General features: G+C 46.5%; 17 protein-coding genes. 1 reads left to right on the plus strand and 16 read right to left on the minus strand.

The window, feature by feature from the left end; translation table 11 throughout:
• Positions 1-481: 481 nt before the first annotated feature.
• From F557_RS20845 to F557_RS0100805, 6 genes are all read right to left on the minus strand, one after another.
• Positions 482-919 (minus strand): type IV pilin protein, encoded by a 438-nt coding sequence (locus F557_RS20845; RefSeq protein WP_019000364.1) that lies wholly within the window; start codon positions 917-919, stop codon positions 482-484.
• 29 nt (positions 920-948) lie between these two features.
• Positions 949-1,614, minus strand: a complete 666-nt coding sequence (locus tag F557_RS0100785; RefSeq protein ID WP_019000365.1) for a hypothetical protein — start codon at positions 1,612-1,614, stop codon at positions 949-951.
• A gap of 12 nt (positions 1,615-1,626) precedes the next feature.
• Complete coding sequence (locus tag F557_RS0100790; protein WP_019000366.1) at positions 1,627-2,529, minus strand: prepilin-type N-terminal cleavage/methylation domain-containing protein; 903 nt, start codon at positions 2,527-2,529, stop codon at positions 1,627-1,629.
• Positions 2,526-3,209: a prepilin-type N-terminal cleavage/methylation domain-containing protein gene (locus F557_RS0100795; protein WP_019000367.1), complete on the minus strand. Its 684-nt coding sequence runs from the start codon at positions 3,207-3,209 to the stop codon at positions 2,526-2,528. The genes F557_RS0100790 and F557_RS0100795 overlap by 4 nt, the downstream gene beginning before the upstream one ends.
• Positions 3,210-3,220: 11 nt before the next feature.
• Positions 3,221-3,889 carry a GspH/FimT family pseudopilin gene (locus tag F557_RS20850; protein ID WP_084761321.1) on the minus strand — a complete coding sequence of 223 codons (669 nt, stop codon included), beginning with the start codon at positions 3,887-3,889 and terminating at the stop codon, positions 3,221-3,223.
• Positions 3,890-4,196: 307 nt separating this feature from the next.
• A complete protein-coding gene (locus tag F557_RS0100805; protein ID WP_019000369.1) occupies positions 4,197-5,405 on the minus strand; it encodes a 1-acyl-sn-glycerol-3-phosphate acyltransferase in 1,209 nt (402 codons plus the stop codon).
• Positions 5,406-5,730: 325 nt separating this feature from the next.
• Between F557_RS0100805 and crp the strand changes: the two genes are divergently transcribed.
• Complete coding sequence (crp, locus tag F557_RS0100810; RefSeq protein ID WP_019000370.1) at positions 5,731-6,369, plus strand: cAMP-activated global transcriptional regulator CRP; 639 nt, start codon at positions 5,731-5,733, stop codon at positions 6,367-6,369.
• A gap of 167 nt (positions 6,370-6,536) precedes the next feature.
• On the opposite strand, the gene F557_RS0100815 is transcribed toward crp, so the two are convergent.
• The 10 genes from F557_RS0100815 to F557_RS18285 all read right to left on the minus strand — a co-directional run bounded on the left by F557_RS0100815 (position 6,537) and on the right by F557_RS18285 (position 20,418).
• On the minus strand, positions 6,537-7,742 hold the full coding sequence (locus tag F557_RS0100815) for an acetylornithine/succinyldiaminopimelate transaminase (RefSeq protein ID WP_019000371.1): 1,206 nt from the start codon (positions 7,740-7,742) through the stop codon (positions 6,537-6,539).
• 171 nt (positions 7,743-7,913) lie between these two features.
• A complete protein-coding gene (locus F557_RS0100820) occupies positions 7,914-11,012 on the minus strand; it encodes an efflux RND transporter permease subunit (RefSeq protein ID WP_019000372.1) in 3,099 nt (1,032 codons plus the stop codon).
• On the minus strand, positions 11,009-12,136 hold the full coding sequence (locus F557_RS0100825; protein ID WP_019000373.1) for an efflux RND transporter periplasmic adaptor subunit: 1,128 nt from the start codon (positions 12,134-12,136) through the stop codon (positions 11,009-11,011). Before F557_RS0100825 ends, F557_RS0100820 begins: the two co-directional genes overlap by 4 nt.
• A 3-nt stretch (positions 12,137-12,139) precedes the next feature.
• Complete coding sequence (gene trpS, locus F557_RS0100830) at positions 12,140-13,144, minus strand: tryptophan--tRNA ligase (RefSeq protein WP_026297662.1); 1,005 nt, start codon at positions 13,142-13,144, stop codon at positions 12,140-12,142.
• Positions 13,141-13,845 (minus strand): phosphoglycolate phosphatase, encoded by a 705-nt coding sequence (locus tag F557_RS0100835; RefSeq protein WP_019000375.1) that lies wholly within the window; start codon positions 13,843-13,845, stop codon positions 13,141-13,143. The genes trpS and F557_RS0100835 overlap by 4 nt, the downstream gene beginning before the upstream one ends.
• A 1-nt stretch (position 13,846) precedes the next feature.
• Entirely contained in the window at positions 13,847-14,500 is a 654-nt protein-coding gene (rpe, locus tag F557_RS0100840) for a ribulose-phosphate 3-epimerase (RefSeq protein WP_019000376.1), read from the minus strand.
• A 35-nt stretch (positions 14,501-14,535) separates the two neighbouring features.
• A complete protein-coding gene (locus F557_RS0100845; RefSeq protein WP_019000377.1) occupies positions 14,536-16,449 on the minus strand; it encodes an AAA family ATPase in 1,914 nt (637 codons plus the stop codon).
• Between the two features lie 101 nt (positions 16,450-16,550).
• Positions 16,551-17,633 (minus strand): 3-dehydroquinate synthase, encoded by a 1,083-nt coding sequence (gene aroB, locus F557_RS0100850; RefSeq protein ID WP_019000378.1) that lies wholly within the window; start codon positions 17,631-17,633, stop codon positions 16,551-16,553.
• Positions 17,634-17,643: 10 nt separating this feature from the next.
• The gene (aroK, locus tag F557_RS0100855; protein WP_019000379.1) at positions 17,644-18,189 is read right to left on the minus strand and encodes a shikimate kinase AroK; all 546 of its coding nucleotides are present in this window, start codon (positions 18,187-18,189) and stop codon (positions 17,644-17,646) included.
• A 111-nt stretch (positions 18,190-18,300) separates the two neighbouring features.
• Positions 18,301-20,418, minus strand: a complete 2,118-nt coding sequence (locus F557_RS18285; RefSeq protein ID WP_019000380.1) for a type IV pilus secretin PilQ — start codon at positions 20,416-20,418, stop codon at positions 18,301-18,303.
• Positions 20,419-20,435 lie beyond the last annotated feature (17 nt).

A 20,435-nucleotide genomic window follows, 5' to 3' on the forward strand; every position in this document is an offset into this window, starting at 1 on the left:
AAAGCTCCAACCAGTCCCAAATGCCCCATGGTTAAAGGTTTAAGCTGCTCTCTCGTAATAACGGCCATGACATCCCCCAAAATTGGCAATAATCGCCGTATTCTAGGGAAATAAAATCGCCTGCCACAAGCGAGATAATATTAAAGCGATCCTTGTATCACATTTTAAAAATAAATATTTTATATATGTATTTTTTGTGACAAACCCCTATATTAATCGACGTCACAACATGCTAGTCTCAAAAAGGAATTTGAAATTCCTCCAGCCCATTATAAAAAGTGGTAATTAAGCAATCTCAACTGCGAAATGTAAGATTCAAACTAACGTGGCTGCCAAAAAACAAACACTAATTGGTACGTGTAAAGAAGAGGCTCGTTCCAATGAAGGCAGAAATCTGCTTTTACACCAGGATCATTTTATCAACTGAAATAAAAAGCCCCGGCAATAAAAACCGAGGCTAAAACTCAATACTAACAGAATACTACTTCCAGCAACCCTTGGTATCAGTTACACTGCTTGAATCTCCTGAAAACTTCATTCCTTTGCTATTAATACCTATAATTAGGCAGTCTTTGTCTCTCTTTTGACCATTAATAGCTTCAACTGCCAGACTGTAACTGTTTTTCGCCACTGTTACCCCATTTGTGGCAGTGTAATACTTGTCTAACTCAGCCCCCTTCAGAATTGCATCAAGATTGTTCTTATCAGTATCGTCACCCAGACATTTCTCATATGTCTGATTTAAGGATCTGCAATTCTCCATAACATTTACAAGCTTGGCCAGCTCCTGCTTAACAGCATTACGCCTGGCCTCCACCAAATAATTACCATATGCAGGAACCGCTATAGACGCCAAAACCCCCACGATAACAATAGCAATCAGCAATTCTATCAGAGTAAAACCTCTTCCCGTACTCATAACACTTCACCTACAAACAAAAATACTTATTACTTTACGTCAAGAATACCAAAATTAGTCTGCACAATGCTCTGGGAGGATCCCTGCGACATAGTGCCAGTCTGAGCCCCTCCGGTATCAGAGCCTCTTGACGTAATTCTGTAAAATCGATACCCAATTACTACATCACTTCCTTCAGGGGAGGCTCCCGCAAAATCACGGCGTTCGACTCTCGTAATAGTTGTCCCATTATTCAAATTCAGACAATTAGCACAATCACCAACTTTCTCTGTTACATCCCACCCCTCTGGAGTACGATACCAAAACTGACCATTAGCATAATCCAAATAGGAAGAGCCGTATTCATCCATTCTCAAATCAACACCATTAAACATGATGTTTTTCAGATCCACGGTGGAAGTCTTCCCGTTGATTTTCCAACTCGTATTTACAGGAGTTCTTAAAGAAGAAGGATTAGTACTTTCTCTGGGACTCAAATAGGAATCCTTTTGCTCATCGGACTGAACCTGATTAATGAAAGTAATTACACGATTTACACCGGTAATCGCATTAAGTTCACTGACAACATTTTCGTAAGAAAGATTTGAAGCCCTCTGGGATCTGTATGCCAGCCCCGCTAGCGAAATTGCCAGAATACCGATAATTACCGTAATCATAAGGGCAACCACCAAAGCCACACCGGATTGATTTTTCATACTTCCCCCTTTTTACAATTTGTTAATAATCTGCACACTGCCATTTATAACTCTGTGAACATTGTTGGCATCGGCTGCGGTGCTTAAAACCGTATACTTGGGAGTGCCTGTATCGTCAGGAAACAAAGGAAACTCAGCACCGCGCTTTACCAGCTTTTGTCCGGCCGGTACCGAAAGAACCAGGGCATAACGAAGAAGGTTAATGTCTTTCCAATCAGGTAATACTGATGAAGATCCCGAAATAGCCTTCAGAGCATTTCCCTCTACGCGGTAAAAGGCACTCTGAGCCCCTGTCTGTCCTACGGCGCCGCCAATACTTGTTCCCACCTGAACACGCATGTGAATAACATTCGGATCAATGACAACATCACTGGCCGTGTTAGAACCGATAACCATCTGACGGCAGATCAGCCCCTTAGAATTACCTTTAGTTCTGACATAGAAAATAAGTTCCATCTCATCTGTATTTGGTACAGGCTGTCCCTGACAGTCAAAAACATAGCCGTCAGCATTACCGCCACCACTGCCGTTATGGGTGTTATCCTCCACTGAGGATCCGAAAAAACGAATTTTCAGCATATCGGAACCATTTGAATCAGTGTTAGTATCCTGCTGAACTCTGATTACCTGGTTTTCACCCCAGCCGCTAAAAAGAGCATTGGTATTATTTCGCTGATGAAAATAGGCATAGGTTCTGACACGGTTGTAATTCATAAACCCTGTCTGAAAGAGCAAATCGTTAAAAGTAGAGTCCACGCGCCGGACAGAAGCTCCAGCAACAGCACTGCCCTTCGAAATCCCAAAATTAACAACACTCGATGTCATCAAAGAATACAAACCGGCAACAATTATGGAAGCAACAAGAATGCTAATCATAAGTTCTATAAGATTAAAGCCCCTATTTTCCCTTATCATAGCCCTATCTCCACACGATTACATACAACATTATTTTTTATTCTCAGTTCTTGCAAACGCTCAGGAGTTATCTGCTCCCCCTCCTCTCCTTCATCATCATTATCCAGCTCGTAAGGACAATAATTTTCCAGCGTTACATTCAATTTATCCGCAGCTGTTGTCGCATCACGGAACTTACCCTGAGCTACCGGTTTATAGGCAAAAGCCACAATCGCACGATATACAGTAAGTCCGGTAATCCCTCCGACATTCTTGGTTCTGATTATCCGCACCCCAAAATCCTGCGACTCAATATCACTGCGATCCTTCACATACTGCTTGCACAGTGTCGCAAAGGTTCCCTTGAAAGCAGCAATAGCGTTTTTCTCTTCAGGAGTAGCATGATCAATTGTGTACATACTAGCAGGATCGGCAACAGCATTACCTGAATCGCCGCATGTAAGAGTTGCAGTAAGATTATCCCCTGTTCCCCAATTCAGTTTTGATAACGTCCCCATACTGCTTTCTATAAAGTGAACATAAGAATTGAGAGCATCACTGCTTGCCTGCTTGCTGTATGTTGAATTTAAACTCCTGGAACTGTACGCCTGTAACGCAGCAAAGCCAAGCATTGCAATTGCCACAACAAGCATGGAAATCAATAGCTCTACCAGGGTAAAACCTTTACATGCATTTTTCATAAACCTGTTTCCTATTTTTTACACTCATCAGGGATCGTCTTCTGACCATAAAGATCCTTGCCTGACAGACTGGATGCTCCCGTAGAGGTCACAGTGAGAGTTTTTATATAATAATCTTTTCCATTTTTGCCACAGATATTTACAGTTACCGTACCGCTTCCACTAATAAACTGACTGTTCGTCGAAGCAAAGCCTGACATCCCGTTGGGAAGAAAAAGAATCTGTGCAGCATTTACCTTGCCATTCTTAACTACAATCCAGCTCCTCGCAGGCGGCTGAACAACACCAAGCTCTTCGTCTCCCGTGTCGAAAGCAAAGGTCGTGCCAGAAGCGTCTGAAATATTGGTAAAAAAGACGAATCCCTGCTCCCACCCCTGATTAGAATCAACAGCGAGTCCCGAGCCGGTAAAAGACCCCGGACGCATCACAACCGGACGACCTCTGGAGATGGCAGCCTGCCTGGCCTCATCAAAAGCACTTTCAACAGCCCCCGCAGTAGCATTAACATCATTCGATATCGCCCAATCTCTCATGGATGAGGTAGCAATGGTGGTAAGAATGCCAATAAGAACAATGGTTATCAGGAGCTCCACCATGGTAAAACCTCGCCATCGCGAACGACATCCAGTCACTATCTCCTGTTTCCGAGCATAAAGCATAACCTTCCCTGGTTCAGCCATAAAAAACTCTCCTAAAAATGCACTTCGCACTGCTTAAAAACTGCATAACTGATATATTCTATAAAAGAAAGAGCAATTATGTTACATCGGTATCGCTTATTTGAGATACAGATACAAAAAAATAAACATAAACTAACGTTTTGTTCACATTTCATGTTTTTTAACCGCATCCGAAAAAACGGTTACAAAACAGAAACACCTTCCGGCATCATTAATTTACGACTCCCTCTCCCGACAGTATCCTGTGCAACACCGGGGAATAATGGACAGCAGTTTACTTCAGAAAACCCGATTAAAACTTATCAGATCAGACCTGACATTCCTGCGAGGCGGATTTCAATTCAGAAACGCATCTTTCGTAATTAAAATAAGGAGCGCCATACATTCTCATCATATAGGGACGGAGTTCCTCAGGCGCCCTGTTAATCCTCTCCAAGAACCGGGCTCTGTCCATCTCGCTCACGTTTTCATCATGTCCGGCAGCCACCAGTACCGAAGGGAACAGCTGATAATGACTGTATATAAAGGTATCAATAGCTTTAGCCAGAGCCGACGCATCCTGGTAATCTCCGGTCAAAGGACCCCCGGCACTCACATGAACCCGGCCCTTATACCCCTTGATTCCGCTGACAATGCTGTCTATATCCTCAAATTCTGATTTGGTGTAATTACCGTTCCTGGACTTCTCGTATAGCTCCCTGGCCTTCATAACATCTCCCGGATCAAATTCATAGGAAATGGATACCGGAACAATATTCAAGGATTTTACATACTCCGGAAACGACATCTTGAGCTTCTTCCCGTACATATAAAACATTTTCAGAATAGCGTCCTCGGTGGCATCATTTCCGTCCTTCGCCCTCCCCTCCCGCTGGGCAATCCACACATTGTGATTTTCCCTGATGGCTGTTCCAATATAGGCACTGAGTTCGGAAAACGCCTTGATTTTGTCCTTTACAGAACTAAGAGAACGCTTCACGATAAAGCTTTTGTTGAGCTTCATAAGATCTGTGGCCACCGGAAGTCTGAGAAGATTGTCCCCGATAGCGATTTTTACGGTATCCAGCTTATTATAGAAACAGCACATATCGATAAATGCCGGATCCAGCGAGATATCACGGTGATTGGAAATAAAAAGGTAACCCTTTGCAGGATCAAGCTTGTCAAATCCCTCGTAGGTAAATCCGTCCGTGGAATTCCTGATTACCCCTTCCATAAAACGGGCTACGTATTCCTGACAGCCTCTGATATCAGTAATTTTTGCGAACTTTTTTCGCAGGATATGTCTTATAACCGGCTTAAGCACAGGATGCATAAATTTCGGCAGGGAGGGGAACATATTCCTGGCAAGACCTCCCAGAAGAGAACTGTCATTTATGACTCTTTTTACTACCGCAGGAACCTCGTCATCCCGATAATGCCTGATGTCATCAAACATCGGATCATCCGTGGTAAGCTCCGGTAATGACTGTGCAGCCTCATTGAAAGAGTGTTCCTGACTGGTGGTGTTATTCATTGCAAATCCTAATAATAAATCCAACTGACTACTTGATTACGGCATCTGTGTATGTGAAAACTTTTTCACAATAAAACTAGACTGTGTCAGATTTTCCGACACATTTTACACGACAACCCCCTTATAACAGCATCAGCTAAAGTGATCAAGTTCACGATAAGTCAAAAAAAATATGCGGCTCGTCATATTCCTATGGTGAACTTTGTCTGATTTTTGAGTATCATACACGAATCGTTAAGGGGCATGATTTGTCCAGATCCGAGGAGAACTATTAACAGTACAAAAACTTCGGATACTTTGTCAGCAGTAAAGGGATTATTAGATAATGCTTATTGGTAAACCTCAATCAGATCCTACAAAGGACTGGTTTCTTTCTCATTGTCACATCCATAAGTATCCTGCAAAGAGTACTCTGATACATGCCGGTGAAAAGGCAGAAACGCTCTACTACATTGTCAAGGGTTCTGTGGCTGTTCTCATCAAGGATGAAGATGGCAAGGAAATGATACTTTCCTACCTCAATCAGGGAGATTTTATTGGCGAACTCGGACTCTTCGACGAAAGCGAAAGCCCGATAAGATCCGCCTGGGTCAGAGCCAAGAATGCCTGTGAAATTGCGGAAATTTCATATAAGAAATTCAAACAGCTCATTCAGGTCAATCCCGAAATCCTAATGCGTCTCAGTGCCCAGATGGCCAGACGATTGACAACCACCAGCAGCAAGGTTGGCAATCTGGCGTTTCTTGATGTTCAGGGACGTATTGCCAGCACTCTTATCAACCTTGCGCACCAGCCTGATGCCATGACTCATCCGGATGGTATGCAGATCAAGATTACCAGACAGGAAATCGGCCAGATCGTCGGCTGCTCCCGCGAGACAGTAGGACGTATTCTGAAAATGCTTGAAGAACAGAATATGATAAGTGCTCACGGAAAGACCATCGTGGTGTTCAACACCCGCTGATCACAGGCTTTAAAATGCCAGAAATGGAGGGAAACACTAACGTTTCCCTTTTTTGTTTCACAATTTCCCTGACTTCCAACACACAAAAAGGCCGTCACTCACGGACGGCCTTCAGATAAATTAAAAGTCAGGATTACCGGGATAATCACTGGTCATATGTGGCAAGATCAGCCGAACAGCTTTTTAAGAGCATTTCTGTATCTCTTAAAGCCTTCCCTGATATCCTCATCAGGAATATTCAGAGCCGGAACAGTTCTTATAACATTGTGTCCTGCTGTTAAAACAAACAGCCCTTCCTCCAAACAGGCCTTGAAAATATCCTTAAGACGGTCACTCAATTCCGGAGTAAGCTCAGCCCCAATGAGGAGCCCCATACCGCGAACCTCCTTAAAGCAGTGAAATTCCTCGTTAAGCTCCCGGTAAAGCTCCCGGAAAAGTTCCGCCTTCTTCTTAACCCCGTCCAGGAAGTCCTGATTATGCACCAGCTCAAAGGAACGGCAGCCCACAGCAGTTGCCAAAGGATTTCCGCCAAAGGTGGTTCCATGAACTCCGGGCTTAAAGGTATCCGCAATACTGTCAGTGGTCATCATGGCTCCGATAGCAATTCCGGCTCCCAGCCCCTTGGCTGACGTCAGAATATCCGGTACCACGCCATAAGCTTCATAGGCATACATATACCCAGTACGGCCGAAACCGGTCTGAACCTCATCATATATGAGAAGAGCATGGTTTTCATCACAGAGCTTTCTTACTGCCTGAAGGAATTCCCTGTCGGCAGGAACAATACCGCCCTCCCCCTGAATAGGTTCCAGCATCACCGCACAGGTTCTTTCTGAAATCACCGCCTTTATTGCTTCCAGATTGTTAAACTCCACATGAATTACTTCGCCGGGAAGGGGCCCGAAACCGGTACGGTATTTTTCCTGGCCGCCAACGGTAACATCAAAAAGCGTACGACCATGGAAGGAGTTTTCAAAAGAGATAATCTGATCCTTTTCCGGTCCATAATGGTCATAGGCATATCTTCTGGCGAGCTTCAGTGCTGCCTCATTGGCCTCGCCGCCAGAATTTGCAAAGAACACCTTATCAGCAAAGGTATTCTCCACCAGATATTTTGCCAGACGGATAGCAGGCTCGGTACACATATAATTGGAAATATGCCACAGTTTATGAGCCTGTTCCTCCAAAGCCCTGACTATTTCAGGATGACAATGCCCCATAACATTTACGGCAATACCTGCCGCAAAATCAATGTACTCCTTATCCGCATCATCCCAGAAACGCGAGCCCTGCCCCCTTACCGGAATAAACGGAGCCGGGTTGTATACATTCATTTCATAACGGTTGAAATCCGCTCTTGTAATATTGGACATATCTCTGTTGTCACCTGCAAAAAAATAACAGGACCCGCCACAGTCTGGACGAGCCCCTCGTCATCAAAAAATCTCTCACATTATACCCGCATTCCGGAACTCGGGTCTGTTTCTTATGAAATTTATCACCGCTAAAAAAACGATAACCAGCGAGACGCATTATCGCGCCTTTCAGGAACGATATTCCCGGAGTTCGCTTTCAAGCCTTTTTTCATGGTCTCCCGGGATTCCGGCATATTGTCCCAAAAGGAGATAGATCCCGGGCACCACAAAAATGGTAATCAGGGTAGCCGCACTCATACCGAAAAAAATCACCGCCCCCAGCGACTGACGGCTTTCATAGCCGGAGCCGTTGGCCAGAATTAAAGGAAGAGCCCCAATAATGGCGGTGAGAGAGGTCATAAGAATCGGTTTCAGCCGCCGCCGGGAGGCTCTGGTCACTGCTGTAAACACTGATTCTCCCGATCTTCTCAGCTGATTCGCAAACTCTACTATCAGAATACCGTTTTTAGTTACCATGCCGATAAGAAGAAGAAGACCGATTTCACTGTAAATATTAAGCGAAATGTTCATAATCCAAAGCCCCAGAAGGCCTCCGGACACCCCCAGGGGAATGGTAACCATTACAATTACCGGATACAGAAAGCTTTCAAACTGTGCAGCCAGCACAAGATAGGTAACCAGCACGGCCAGTCCCAAAACCAGAGCAAGCTCATTCTCACTTTCCCGAAAATGACGGGATTCCCCGTTCAGGGCGACAGACATCCCTGGCTCCAGATTAGAGGAGCTCCACTGATCCATCCAGTCCAGAGCCTGTCCCAGACTCACCCCCGGTGCCGGATGCGCACTGATGGTCACTGCCTTGTCCCGGTCAAAATGCGGAAGCTTCTTGGCCCGGGACTTCAAATCAAAGGATGCCACACTGCCCAGTGGAACCATTTCACCACCAGCCGCCCTGATATTAAGAGTACCAATGGCATTGATATCCCGAAACTGATTTTCAGGAGCCCGGATGTAAACGTCATACTCTTCACCACGATCTACGAAGGTAGTGTGACTGGTTCCGCCAAGAGCAGTCTGGAGCGCTTTGGAAATATTTAGAAGAGGAACCCCCAACACCGCAGCCTTGTCGACCTTAATGGAGACCTCCACCTCAGGAGTGTTTTCAGAATAATTGGTATCGGCGTTAATTAAAATGCCTTTTTCGGATGCCGCTGCGATGAGCTTCCGGCTTACCTTGTTCAGTTCTCGGAAATCATCGCCCTTGATTACGTACATAACCGGACTTCCGGAAGTTCCCTTGAATCCTGGCTCGTAGACATAAAGTGTCAGATCCGGAACATCAGTAAGTCTTTTCTTGATCTCCTGAGCCAGCTCATGGGAGGTACGTTTCCTCTTTTCCCATGAAGCCAGCTGAATAACCACAAAGCCGCTCTGATCCGTTCCTGCCCCCAGAGAAGGAGAACTAAAGCTGACGGAGGTTACCTCACCGTTTTCAAGATAGGTTAGCAGAAATTTTTCAATATGAGACATTTCCCGCTTCATGCGATGAATACTGGTGCCTTCCCCTCCCCCGGCATAGATATATATAACTCCCCGATCCTCCCGGGGAACAAACTGGTGCGGAATAGCATCATAAAACAGAAAAATTGATGACAGTATCAGCACCAGAGCCGCCGGATAAAGCCACAGCCTTTGTAACATAAAAAGCAGTGCATTTTCATAAAAAAAATGCAGCCACTTCATAATAAAATTGAAGAACCGCACCGGATAATTTTTGGATCCGGTCTTTCCGGGCTTCAGAAAAACACTGGCAAGAGCCGGAGACAAAGTAAGCGCGATAAATCCGGAGAACAGCACCGCCAGTGACATCATGGCCGCAAACTCAATAAACATGGCTCCTGTAATGCCCTGCATAAACATGAGCGGCAGAAATATCATGATAAGCACCAGGGTAGTGGCAATAATAGCAAAGCCCACCTCCTGAGCCCCTTTCCATGAAGCGGCCAGAATCCCCATTCCCCTGCTGATATGAAAGGAGATGTTCTCTACCATCACTATAGCATCGTCAACCACCAGACCGATGGCCAGAATCAGACTCAGAAGGGTAATAAGATTTATGGAAAAACCTGCGAAATACGCCCCGGTAAAGGCCGCAATCAGGGAAACGGGAACCGTCACCGCCGGAATCAGGGTGGTTCTCCAGGAACCTATAAAGAAGTACAGAACCAGAATTACCAGAAGAGCCGTGATGGCCAGAGTTTCATAGACCTCGGAAATTGAATTTTTTATGTAAACTGTCGAATCAAAATCCACGTCCAGTTCAGCTCCGGCGGGAATAAAGCGTTTTAAATCCTGAACCTTTTTACGAACACTGGCAGCCACCTCCAGCGGATTGGCGGTAGACATGGGCACCACACCAATGCCGATACTGGACATACCGTTGCGGTGATAAACACTTTCCTCGTTTTTGGCCTGAATTCCCACCTCGGCCACATCTCTCAGTCTAATGGTTCCTTCAATACCGTCATGACGAATGGGGAGAAGAGCAAAGGACGCGGCATCAACATAAACCCTTTTGATCTCCACCGGAAAATACATATCGTCATTTCTGATTTCTCCGCTGGGGAGCTCAATGTTTTCATGGCCGATAGCCGAAAGAATATCCTCCACAGAAACACCCAGGGCAGTCATCCGGGCCGGCAGCAGCTTAACGTACATTACCTTCTCAAGAGCTCCAACAGTTGTTACCTGGGATACCCCGTCAAGCATGCTGATATTGCGAACCACAAAGCGCTCGGCATAATCCGAAAGCTCAATACGATTCATCACGGTACTGGATAAGCTGAGCCAGAGCACTACCTCTCCTTCGCCGCTGTCTCTGGCCACCACCGGCTCGTCAATACCTGACGGCAGCTTCTTCCGGGCCCGGGAAACCGCATCCCGGACATCGGAAACTGCAGACAGCATGGAAGCATTTTCATTAAACTCAATACCGATCCAGGTTTTGCCGTTTCTGCTGTTGGAGGAAATTTTTCCTACCCCGGAAAGAGTTGAAAGCTCATCCTCAACAATCTTGGTAACACGGCTCTCCATCACCTCAGGGGAGGCTCCGGTATAGGTTATGGTAATGGAAACCACCGGCCTTGAAACATCAGGAAGTTCCCTTATCTGCAGCCGAAAAAAGCAAATAAGACCGAAAATGGTCAGAAGAATACTGAGCACCAGCGCGAACACCGGGCGTTTTATGGAAATCTCGCTCAGTATCACAGAACAGAATCCCCCGTCCGGGTCTTTTTACGAAGAGGAACATCCCCCGAGAGATCTTCAAGAGATTTTTCATCAGAAAGAACCCGCACCTTGTCCCCGTCAGCAAGCTTTTCGACTCCCTCCGAAACCACCTGCATCCCAGGTCTTACTCCGTCAAGCACGGCAGCATAAGAGCCGGTAACCGGCCCCAGGATAATGCGACGCCGGGAAACTGTGCGATCCTTGTTCAGAATAAAGACATAGCGCTCATCTCCCTGATACAGCACGGACTTCAAAGGGATAACTGCGTATTTACCCCCGAAAAGGCTCAGGGAAATCTCCATCATCATGCCATCCAGAAGACGGACATTGTCGTTCTTGAAAAAAACCCGGATCTTAATGGCCAGAGTATCACTTTTAACGTGAGTGTCGATTTCCCGCACCACCCCGTTAAATTTTTCATTAGGCCAGGCCTCGGCAGTTCCGACGACTTTCTGACCCGGAACCAGCTGAGACATCAGCCTTTCCGGAATATTGAAATCAACATAGACTTCCGAAAGATCGTCCAGCTGGAGAAGCACGCTTCCCGGCCGAACCAGTTCTCCCGGAGTAAGCCTGTGCAAGCTTAGCACTCCGCTGAAAGGAGCATAGATTTTTCGTTCCTCGAGAGCAGCCTTTCGAGCTTCCACCACCGCCTTCTGCTGCTCGGTTTCAGCTCTGAGCTGCTCCATGGAATCAAGACTTACCACACCTTTGCTGTTAAGCTTCTGCATCATGGAAAGCCGCCGCATCTGATTATCAAGCCGCACGGTCTCCTCCCGAAGCCGCGCCTCCTCCATGCTGTGATCAAGCTCGATAAGAAGCTGCCCCTGTTTCACAGCCTGGGCAGAAGCCACGTGAACCTTAGAGATGCGAGCCGTAACCTCCGGAGTAACCTCCACTGATTTACTGGCAAAAACCCGCCCTACCAGCGGAAAGGATAATCCGCTTTTCTGATCCTTAACCGGTACCACCCGAACGCTCTTTTCCAACTCGGAAACTCTGACAGATACTGGAGCTCCCCGATGAAGAATTCCGGAGGTATAACAAAGCCAGGAGGCAAAAGCCGCCACCAGAAAAAGAAGCAGGGCCAGGACTTTCTTCATACATCAGTCAGGAAGCACAAAGCCAATGGCGGTATATACCTTTTTAAGAGTTTCGTAAGCTCTGGCGTGTGCTTTTTCCGCACCGATCTTAAAAATCGATCTGAGATAGGCTTCGTCTGCACGATACTCACGGTATCTGGCCTGAATCGGCTCTAAAAACGCAACCACGGCATCAGCAACTTCCGATTTAAGATGACCATACATCTTGCCTTCAAAATGACTAACCAGATCTGTAACCGGAGTTTCAGTAACAGCACTCATAAGATCCAGCAGATTGGACACCCCAGGCTTGTTATCCCAGTCATAACGAACCACGGGAGGATTGTCGGAATCGGTAACAGCTTTTTTAAGCTTTTTGGCAATGACCGCAGGATCCTCAAGAAGGGTAATGACATTGTTACGGTTGTCGTCGGATTTGGACATCTTTTTAAGAGGATCCTGAAGACTCATTACCCGGGCACCGGATTCGGGCACATATCCCTTTGGAAGCACAAAAATATCGCCATAAAGCTGATTAAAACGGTAAGCAATATCTCTGGTGAGTTCGAGGTGCTGCAGCTGATCCTCCCCAACCGGCACCAGTTCAGCATTGTACAAAAGAATATCTGCTGCCATAAGAACGGGATAATCAAAAAGACCAGCGGTAACATTCCCTTCATAACGCTTGGACTTATCCTTGAACTGCGTCATCCTGGTAAGCTCGCCCATCTGGGTATAGCAATTGAGCACCCAGGAAAGCTGCGCATGATCGGGAACCTGGGATTGCAGAAAAAGCGTGCTTTTTTCCGGAGTAATGCCCACTGCAAGATATATGGCCAGGGTGTTGTATATGGCCTCATGAAGCGTTTTGGCATCCTGACGTACGGTTATGGCATGCTCATCCACCACACTAAAAATGCAGTCATACTCATCCTGCATTTTCACCCACTGTCTCAGAGCTCCGATATAGTTGCCTATGGAAAGTTCTCCGGAAGGCTGCGCACCGCTAAAAACAATTTTCTTCATCAATAAAATCCCTGATCAAAACCACTGACCAGCTCTCCAATCAGAGCAAAGTCATCAAACACATAATCCGGTAACGAATCAGCAATAGGCCGTCCCCGGTTATATCCATATGTAAGTCCGATACTGGTCATTCCGGAACGGCGGGCCCCCAGAACATCATTGGATGAATCTCCCACCATCACGCAATCTCCGGGAACAACCTTCATTTCGGAACAGACATAATAAAAGGGCTCCGGATCCGGCTTTTTCTTTTTAAGAACATCTCCGCCCAGAGTAAAAACAAAGTAATCCAGAAGGCCGGCCTTTTCAAGAACAGGTCTTACAAAAACATCGGGCTTATTTGAGAGAACCGCCAGGAGAATACCAGATTTCTTTAGATATGAAAGAGTTTCGGGAACTCCGGGATATACCTGCTCCCGACAGTCAAGACAAGAAGCATAGGTCCTATTGAAGCCTTCGCGAGCCTTTTTCAGAAGCGAAGACTCTAAAAGGGCAGGATCCGGATCCATAACTCGGGAAACAGCTCTTGCCAAAAGCATCATGGCCCCGTTTCCCACATAGGATCGAGTCATTTCCGGAGTAATATCCGGAAGTCCGACATAGCGAAGAGCCCCCAGAACTGCCTTATGGAGAGAAGGAACCGTATCTGCGAGAGTTCCGTCAAGGTCAAACAGCATAGCCCTGGGTCTGCAGGTAAGAATCATATTAGGAAGCCAGTTCCTGACGCATAGCAGAGATCACGTCTTGATATGAATCACTTCCAAAAATTGCCGAACCGGCAACGAACATATTGGCTCCAGCTCCAGCAATCTCCCGGATATTAGACACCTTGACCCCGCCATCAACCTCGATTATAAAATCCTCCGGGGCGATACGTCGCAACTCCTTAATCTTGTCCAGCACTGCAGGAATAAACTGCTGTCCCCCGAAACCGGGATTAACAGACATGAGACATACCATATCCAGCTTATCCCAAAGATAATCAAGCCAGGAAAGCGAAGTGGCCGGATTAAGAGCAAGACCGGACTTAATGCCGAAGCTTCTGATGAGAGCCAGAGAACGATCCACATGCAGTGAAGCCTCCGGATGAAAGGTGATGCTGGTGGCACCTGCCTTAGCAAAGCCTTCAATAAGAGCATCCACCGGAGAAACCATAAGATGCACATCCACCGGGGCTGATATGCCGAATTTTCTGAGTGCTGTCAATACCGCCGGACCGAAGGTAAGATTCGGGACATAATGATTATCCATAACATCAAAATGGATGACATCGGCACCGGCATCAAGAACCGCCCGAACATCATCCCCAAGACGGGCCAGGTCGGCTGAAAGAATGGAAGGTGCAATCAGGTGCTTCATAAAATACCTCAGAGATACAATAAAACCAGCCAGAGTTAACGGGAAGATTCATTCTGAACCTGGGAAACCGGCTTAGACCACGGTTTATTGGCCCGCACATCCGCAGGAAAGCGGCTCTTTACGGCATCAGCTTCCGCCTTGGTGGCAAAATCTCCGTACACCACAATGTAATCGTTACGCTCCGGACGGAACAGAACCCAGCCTCCTTTAAGGCGCTTTCTGAGTCTTTCGGCCCCGGTCTTGTTGGAAGCAACAAGCTGGAGAGTGTAATGCTTTCCGGACAGAGTTGAAAACTCCACATCAGGAGACTTGGGAAGTGGCTGGGCCGGCTTCGGATCGGATTTCTTTTCAGGATTGCCCCTGTTATTCCTTCCGGCATTATCTTTTTTGCTACCATTTAAAACCACAGGCTCATTCCTGGTATCAGAAGGAACTGTATCCTGAGGCTTCTTTCCTGAAATAGTGCCGGTACTGCTACTGTCGGTAACCGGTTTCCGGGAAACCGGAGTTTTGGTTCCATTGTCAGAAGGGGAAGCTTTTTGGGTGTTATCATTTTTCGCATTATTACTTTCAGTGGTCTTGCCAGCAGAAATATTATCCTGTTTTTTAGCGGGAGTCCCGGTATCCGGCTTCGAGGGTTTCACACTGCTGTCCTTCTGCATAGAGGGAGCAATATCAGGCCTATCGGAAACCGGAGTATTAACTGCAATAAGACCAGTGCCTTCAGATTTTCTGCTGTCAGCTGTCAAGCGTTCATCCTTTTCGGATCCGGAAGACATACTCGGTACCAGATCCCCCTCTGCCTGACGATCCGCCTTACTGATGGTGTTTTCGGTAATAACCAGATCACGATCGCCATTACTGTCCGGATCTCCGTCATCGGTAATCAGAACAATCGATTCCGTACCGTCATCGGCTGAACCAGCATCGACCTGACCCGAGGCATCCTCCTGAATAATCACCGTGATACCATCGTTATTATCATTCTCCTTGTTATCAACAACAACCACCGGACTGAGGTCTGTTCTCTGATGATTAAGCTCGGGGCCCAGTCTCAGAGGTTCTCCGGCATCAATTTCCGGAGTAACGGCATTATCAGAAACAGTAATGGGGTCGCTAACCTTAGGCTCAGAATAATCTGTCCGGTTCAGGACATAGAAGCCAATTCCCGCCGCCAGCAAAACCACAGCAGCAGCTCCGATGACAATATCCTTCCTGCGGCCTCCAGCCTCAGCTTTCACTGGCTTCTCCCCTTCCTTTGGTAATGGCATTCCAGGCTTGGTACCTTTAGATACCGCTTCAACAATTTTTCTGATTTCACCGGGATTGGAACCGCAGGAATTAATATCATAGAACCCCTTGAGATCCTTGTCAGGCAAAGGGGCCATCCCATAAAAACGCCGGTAATAGGAAATTAGGGTCAGAGATTCCGGAAGTGTCAGAGGCTGAATTTCCATCTCAACAGGCATCACCCCTTCCTTCTTAACCTTACGGGCTTCAGAATCAGACCAGGCCTGGGAGGAGGTCACTACTATGGAAAACAGACTCTGCTGAACATAAGTGCGATATACCTGAACCAGATCATCAAAAAAATCCTGCGGCGCCTTATCGATGTCATCTGCTACAATCAGAACTCTTTTAGAACCGAAACCCATCCTCTGAATAGTTCCCAGCAGATGATCTGCGGCATTGAACACAAGACTGCCGGAAAGCTGCTTCAGGAGAATCTCTCTCAGTTTTTCTGCCGACAGCTTTTCCTGACAGGGAACAAACGCGCACACAAAGGATTCGTCATCCATTGATGAAATAAGCTGCTCGCTGAACACTGTCTTGCCGCTCTCAAAGGCTCCAGTAACAAAGACCAGCGGGGTTCCTACAGAAATCTGATATTTAACCCTTTCCACAAGAGAAGTCTGACTAGTAAGTCTGGGCAGTTGTTCTAAAGCCATTTTGGTTCCTGCAATTAGTAAAATTTCTGGACATGATCAGCCGTTTTCAGTCCATATATTATAATGTTAAAGCCCCGCAAGTGCACCTGTCTGAATGAATTTTACGATACAGCGGCCAGAGCTTCCTCCTCGGTAACATCACAGCGGAGAGATACCCGCCCTAGTTCATCCGGAACAATGTAATTAATATGACCGTTACGATTCTTCTTATCATGAATCATAAGTTGAAGAAAGGCCTCTCCGGGCATGGAATCAGGACGGGAAACCGGAAGACGGTTTCTGGCAATGAGAGCCCGAATTCTCTCAAACACCTCTTCTGATATATATCCTCTGCCAAGTGCCAGTCTGGATGCCATCACCATACCTGCGGCCACAGCTTCACCGTGAAGCCATACTCCGTACCCCATAAAGGTTTCAATGGCATGTCCGAAGGTATGGCCAAGGTTTAGAATGGCTCTAAGCCCGCCTTCGGTCTCATCCTGATGCACAACCTCGGCCTTTATTTCACAGCAGCGATAAACAACATCAGAAAGTACATCAAGATCATGCGCCCAGACCTTTTCGGAATTATCTTCAAGATAGCTGAAAAAATCCCGATCCCAGATAATACCGTATTTAATTACTTCGGCCATACCGGCAGCAATTTCACGTTCCGGAAGGGTTTTAAGAGTATTTAAATCGATAATCACGGCTTTAGGCTGATAGAAGGCGCCAATCATGTTTTTACCAAGGGGATGATTAACTGCAGTTTTCCCACCCACAGAAGAATCAACATAGGAGAGCAGAGTAGTGGGTACCTGGATAAAATCTATACCACGCTGATAGCAGGCTGCAGCAAATCCGGTCATATCACCGATAACTCCACCTCCCAGAGCGAATACTGTAGAATCCCGGCCGGCAGAATTTTCCAGAAGAAAAGTGAGAATATCATTAAAATGCTTCAGATCCTTATACTGCTCGCCATCCGGAAGAATGCAGGACAGTGCTTCTACGCCAATAGATTTCAATGAGGACTGGAGCGGCTCGAGATACCATTTTTGGACCGTCTCATTGGTAACAATCACAACCTTTCCGCGTTTAACAAGACAGTCCTGCCACAGAGATGGAGTGGTCAGAGCACCGTCTGCAATAAAAATCGGGTAGCTGCGTTTTCCCAAATCAACACTAAGCTTTTTTAACATCATCGCCCTCCAATTACCTGTTTCCGGAAAACTTCGTGCCGCAGAGCTTATGGAACTCCGCGGATATCCGCGGAGCCAGTGCCCGCGGATCATTTTCGTCAGTACTTACAACAATATCCGCAACTTCAAGATAAAACGGTTCTCTTTCACGCAAAAGTTTATCAAGAACACCGCGGGGATCGGAATTCTGAAGAAGTGGCCTCTTGTGATCAAAACGAGTTCTCTCATACTGCTTTGAAACCGAGGTTTTGAGATAAACCACGGTACCGCGTTCTCTAAGATATTCTCTGTTAGCCGGTGTTTTAACAGCACCCCCACCAGTGGCCATAATAATCCCTTCGCGGCTGGTGAGATCATTTATGACATCACTTTCCCGCTTCCGAAAACCGCTTTCACCTTCCACATCAAATATCCAGGAAATATCAGCTCCGGTTCTCCTGATAATCTCCTGATCCGAATCCAGAAAAGGCCAATGCATGATTTCTGAAAGGAGCTTACCAATAGTAGTCTTTCCGGCCCCCATGGGACCAACCAAAAAAATATTACGATCTTTGGACATAAACGCCCTGAAAATAAAGCAAATACAAAACAGACAGAATTATAACGTATTTTGAGCAACCATAAAAAAAGGCCTCCTAAAAGGAGACCTTTACACACTGAAATGAAAATCTTACCTGCCTACAGCACCTTCAACGATGTGCGGGGTAATGAATACCATTACTTCACGGCGCTGATTGGAGTTTTCAACAGTCTTGAACAGCCAGCCAACAACCGGGATATCACCAAGGAAAGGAATCTGAGATTTAATTCTCTTGATTTCCTGCTGGAAGATACCGCCAAGTACCAGGGTTTCACCGTTACCAACGAGAACCGAAGTCTGTACAGCTCTCTTGTTGATACTTACAGAAGAACCGGTAGTAGTAGTTACTGTCTGGCCAAGGTCATCATTGGTAATTTCCAAATCAAGGAAGATGCTGTCATCCGGAGTAATCTGCGGAGTAACCTCAAGCTTGAGCACAGCATCAGTCCATTCAACAGTGGTCGCACCGCTGGAGGCCGCTGTTACAGAAGGAATCTGATAACCCTGCTCGATCATGGCCTTCTTCTGGTTAGTGGTAGTTACCCGCGGAGAAGCAATGGTCTCAGTACGGTTTTCAGTCTCAAGAGCCGCAAGAGTCAGGTTGAGATTGAAATTACTGCCCAGTCTTCCGATGTTGATAACACCACCCTTGTATTCGGCCTCAGCAGGAATGGTATTGGTTCCAGCAGTTCCACTCCACTTACCGTCTTCATGCCCGGACTGAATGATGTTATCGGAACCAAGATTCCAGTGAATACCCATCTGATCGGCTACAGTTTCATCTACAGCAACGATTCGGGCTTCAACCATAACCTGCTGAATCGGAGTATCCAGCTTCTCGATAAGGCGCTTAACGTTGGCAATAGAAGCCTCAGTGTCCTTAATGATGAGGGTGTTGGTTCTTTCATCCACGGTGGCAGTACCACGAACAGACAGCAGGCTGTCAGATGCCTCGGCACCGTTACCGCCGCCCTGACCATAGTTACTACTACCACCCTGCTCTGCAGAAATGGAATTGGCACCGTCATTGGTCTTCAGAAGCTTAACAATATCGGCAGCCTTGGCATAGTTAATCTGCAGGAATTCAGTTACGAGAGGCTCCTTGGCACTCTTCTTCTCCTGTTCTTCCAGCTGCTTCTGCTCATAGGCAGCCAGCTCTTCCTGCTGACCGATGAGGAGAATATTGCCATCCATTCTCTTATCAAGGCCTTTCACCCGAAGAATGGTATCGAGAGCCTGATCCCAGGGTACGTTATCAAAGTTGACAGTGATGTTCCCGGAAACAGAATCGTTCATCACCAGATTTACCTTGACCTCTTCAGCAAGAATCTTAAGAGCGTTTCTTACCGGAATATCCTGGAAGGAGAGAGAGAGGTTCTTGCCACTGTAGCGAGGAGCATCGGTAACCTTTACCACCGGCTTCTTCTTGGCAACAGTAATAACAATAGATTCACCATTCTGAACATGCTTGGCATCGAATTCAGCACTCTGAAGGGCAATATCAAGAACAGCACCATCTGCAGCTTCGGAAACATCAATGTTTCTGAGAAGAGTACCGTAGTCATTAACATCCATCACTGCCAGAAGATTAGGATCCACTGCAGAACCATGGAACTTGGCAATAAGGTGAGTCCCCTTGGGAACAAGCTCAAGAGCAGCATTCTTGTTGTCAAGATTTACCACTACAAGACCTTCACCGGAAGCGCCCTTTTTAAAATTGATGCCGTTGATGCGGTTGATACCGCCGGCAACCGTCTTCTTTGACTTGCCAACAACACTCTGGTCCGAATATCCCTGCTTGGCAGCAACTGCACGGGGATCCTGTCCCAAAGTAACATAAAGAGAGTTACCCTGCTGGGATACCTCATAAGGAACCAGTGATTCCAAATCAACAGCAACACTAAGATCACCGCCACTCTGCTTCACATTAACGTTACGCACAGCCTTAGACTTAACATGGAAATCGTTCTTGAGAAGAGCTGACTCAGCATCACTAAGATTAAGAACCAGCTGCTCGGGATCATACTGCAACCTATCCTGATAACCACCTACCGGACCGTCAAACTGGAATTCAATCCTGGTCTGAGCTGCCATGCTGTTATCAACCTTGATGTTTTCAAGCTTAGTGGCTGCCTCAGCAGGCAATACAACACCGGCAAAAGATGCCAGCATCACACAAAGCCCTAATTTCTTCATCTGAAAATTCATAATTTTGTTTCCTGCCT

It is taken from the genome of Succinimonas amylolytica DSM 2873, assembly GCF_000378405.1.
Classification (GTDB): Bacteria; Pseudomonadota; Gammaproteobacteria; order Enterobacterales; family Succinivibrionaceae; genus Succinimonas; species Succinimonas amylolytica.

Bases quoted from the DNA above. Each gene is read 5' to 3' on its own strand.
- F557_RS0100845 (WP_019000377.1), bottom strand. From the start codon at position 16,449: ATGGCTTTAGAACAACTGCCCAGACTTACTAGTCAGACTTCTCTTGTG.
- F557_RS20845 (WP_019000364.1), bottom strand. From the start codon at position 919: ATGAGTACGGGAAGAGGTTTTACTCTGATAGAATTGCTGATTGCTATT.
- F557_RS0100785 (WP_019000365.1), bottom strand. From the start codon at position 1,614: ATGAAAAATCAATCCGGTGTGGCTTTGGTGGTTGCCCTTATGATTACG.
- F557_RS0100835 (WP_019000375.1), bottom strand. From the start codon at position 13,845: ATGATTCTTACCTGCAGACCCAGGGCTATGCTGTTTGACCTTGACGGA.
- F557_RS0100815 (WP_019000371.1), bottom strand. From the start codon at position 7,742: ATGTCCAATATTACAAGAGCGGATTTCAACCGTTATGAAATGAATGTA.
- F557_RS0100825 (WP_019000373.1), bottom strand. From the start codon at position 12,136: ATGAAGAAAGTCCTGGCCCTGCTTCTTTTTCTGGTGGCGGCTTTTGCC.
- F557_RS0100805 (WP_019000369.1), bottom strand. From the start codon at position 5,405: ATGAATAACACCACCAGTCAGGAACACTCTTTCAATGAGGCTGCACAG.
- F557_RS0100795 (WP_019000367.1), bottom strand. From the start codon at position 3,209: ATGAAAAATGCATGTAAAGGTTTTACCCTGGTAGAGCTATTGATTTCC.
- aroB (WP_019000378.1), bottom strand. From the start codon at position 17,633: ATGATGTTAAAAAAGCTTAGTGTTGATTTGGGAAAACGCAGCTACCCG.
- F557_RS20850 (WP_084761321.1), bottom strand. From the start codon at position 3,889: ATGGCTGAACCAGGGAAGGTTATGCTTTATGCTCGGAAACAGGAGATA.
- crp (WP_019000370.1), top strand. From the start codon at position 5,731: ATGCTTATTGGTAAACCTCAATCAGATCCTACAAAGGACTGGTTTCTT.
- aroK (WP_019000379.1), bottom strand. From the start codon at position 18,189: ATGTCCAAAGATCGTAATATTTTTTTGGTTGGTCCCATGGGGGCCGGA.
- F557_RS18285 (WP_019000380.1), bottom strand. From the start codon at position 20,418: ATGAATTTTCAGATGAAGAAATTAGGGCTTTGTGTGATGCTGGCATCT.
- rpe (WP_019000376.1), bottom strand. From the start codon at position 14,500: ATGAAGCACCTGATTGCACCTTCCATTCTTTCAGCCGACCTGGCCCGT.
- F557_RS0100790 (WP_019000366.1), bottom strand. From the start codon at position 2,529: ATGATAAGGGAAAATAGGGGCTTTAATCTTATAGAACTTATGATTAGC.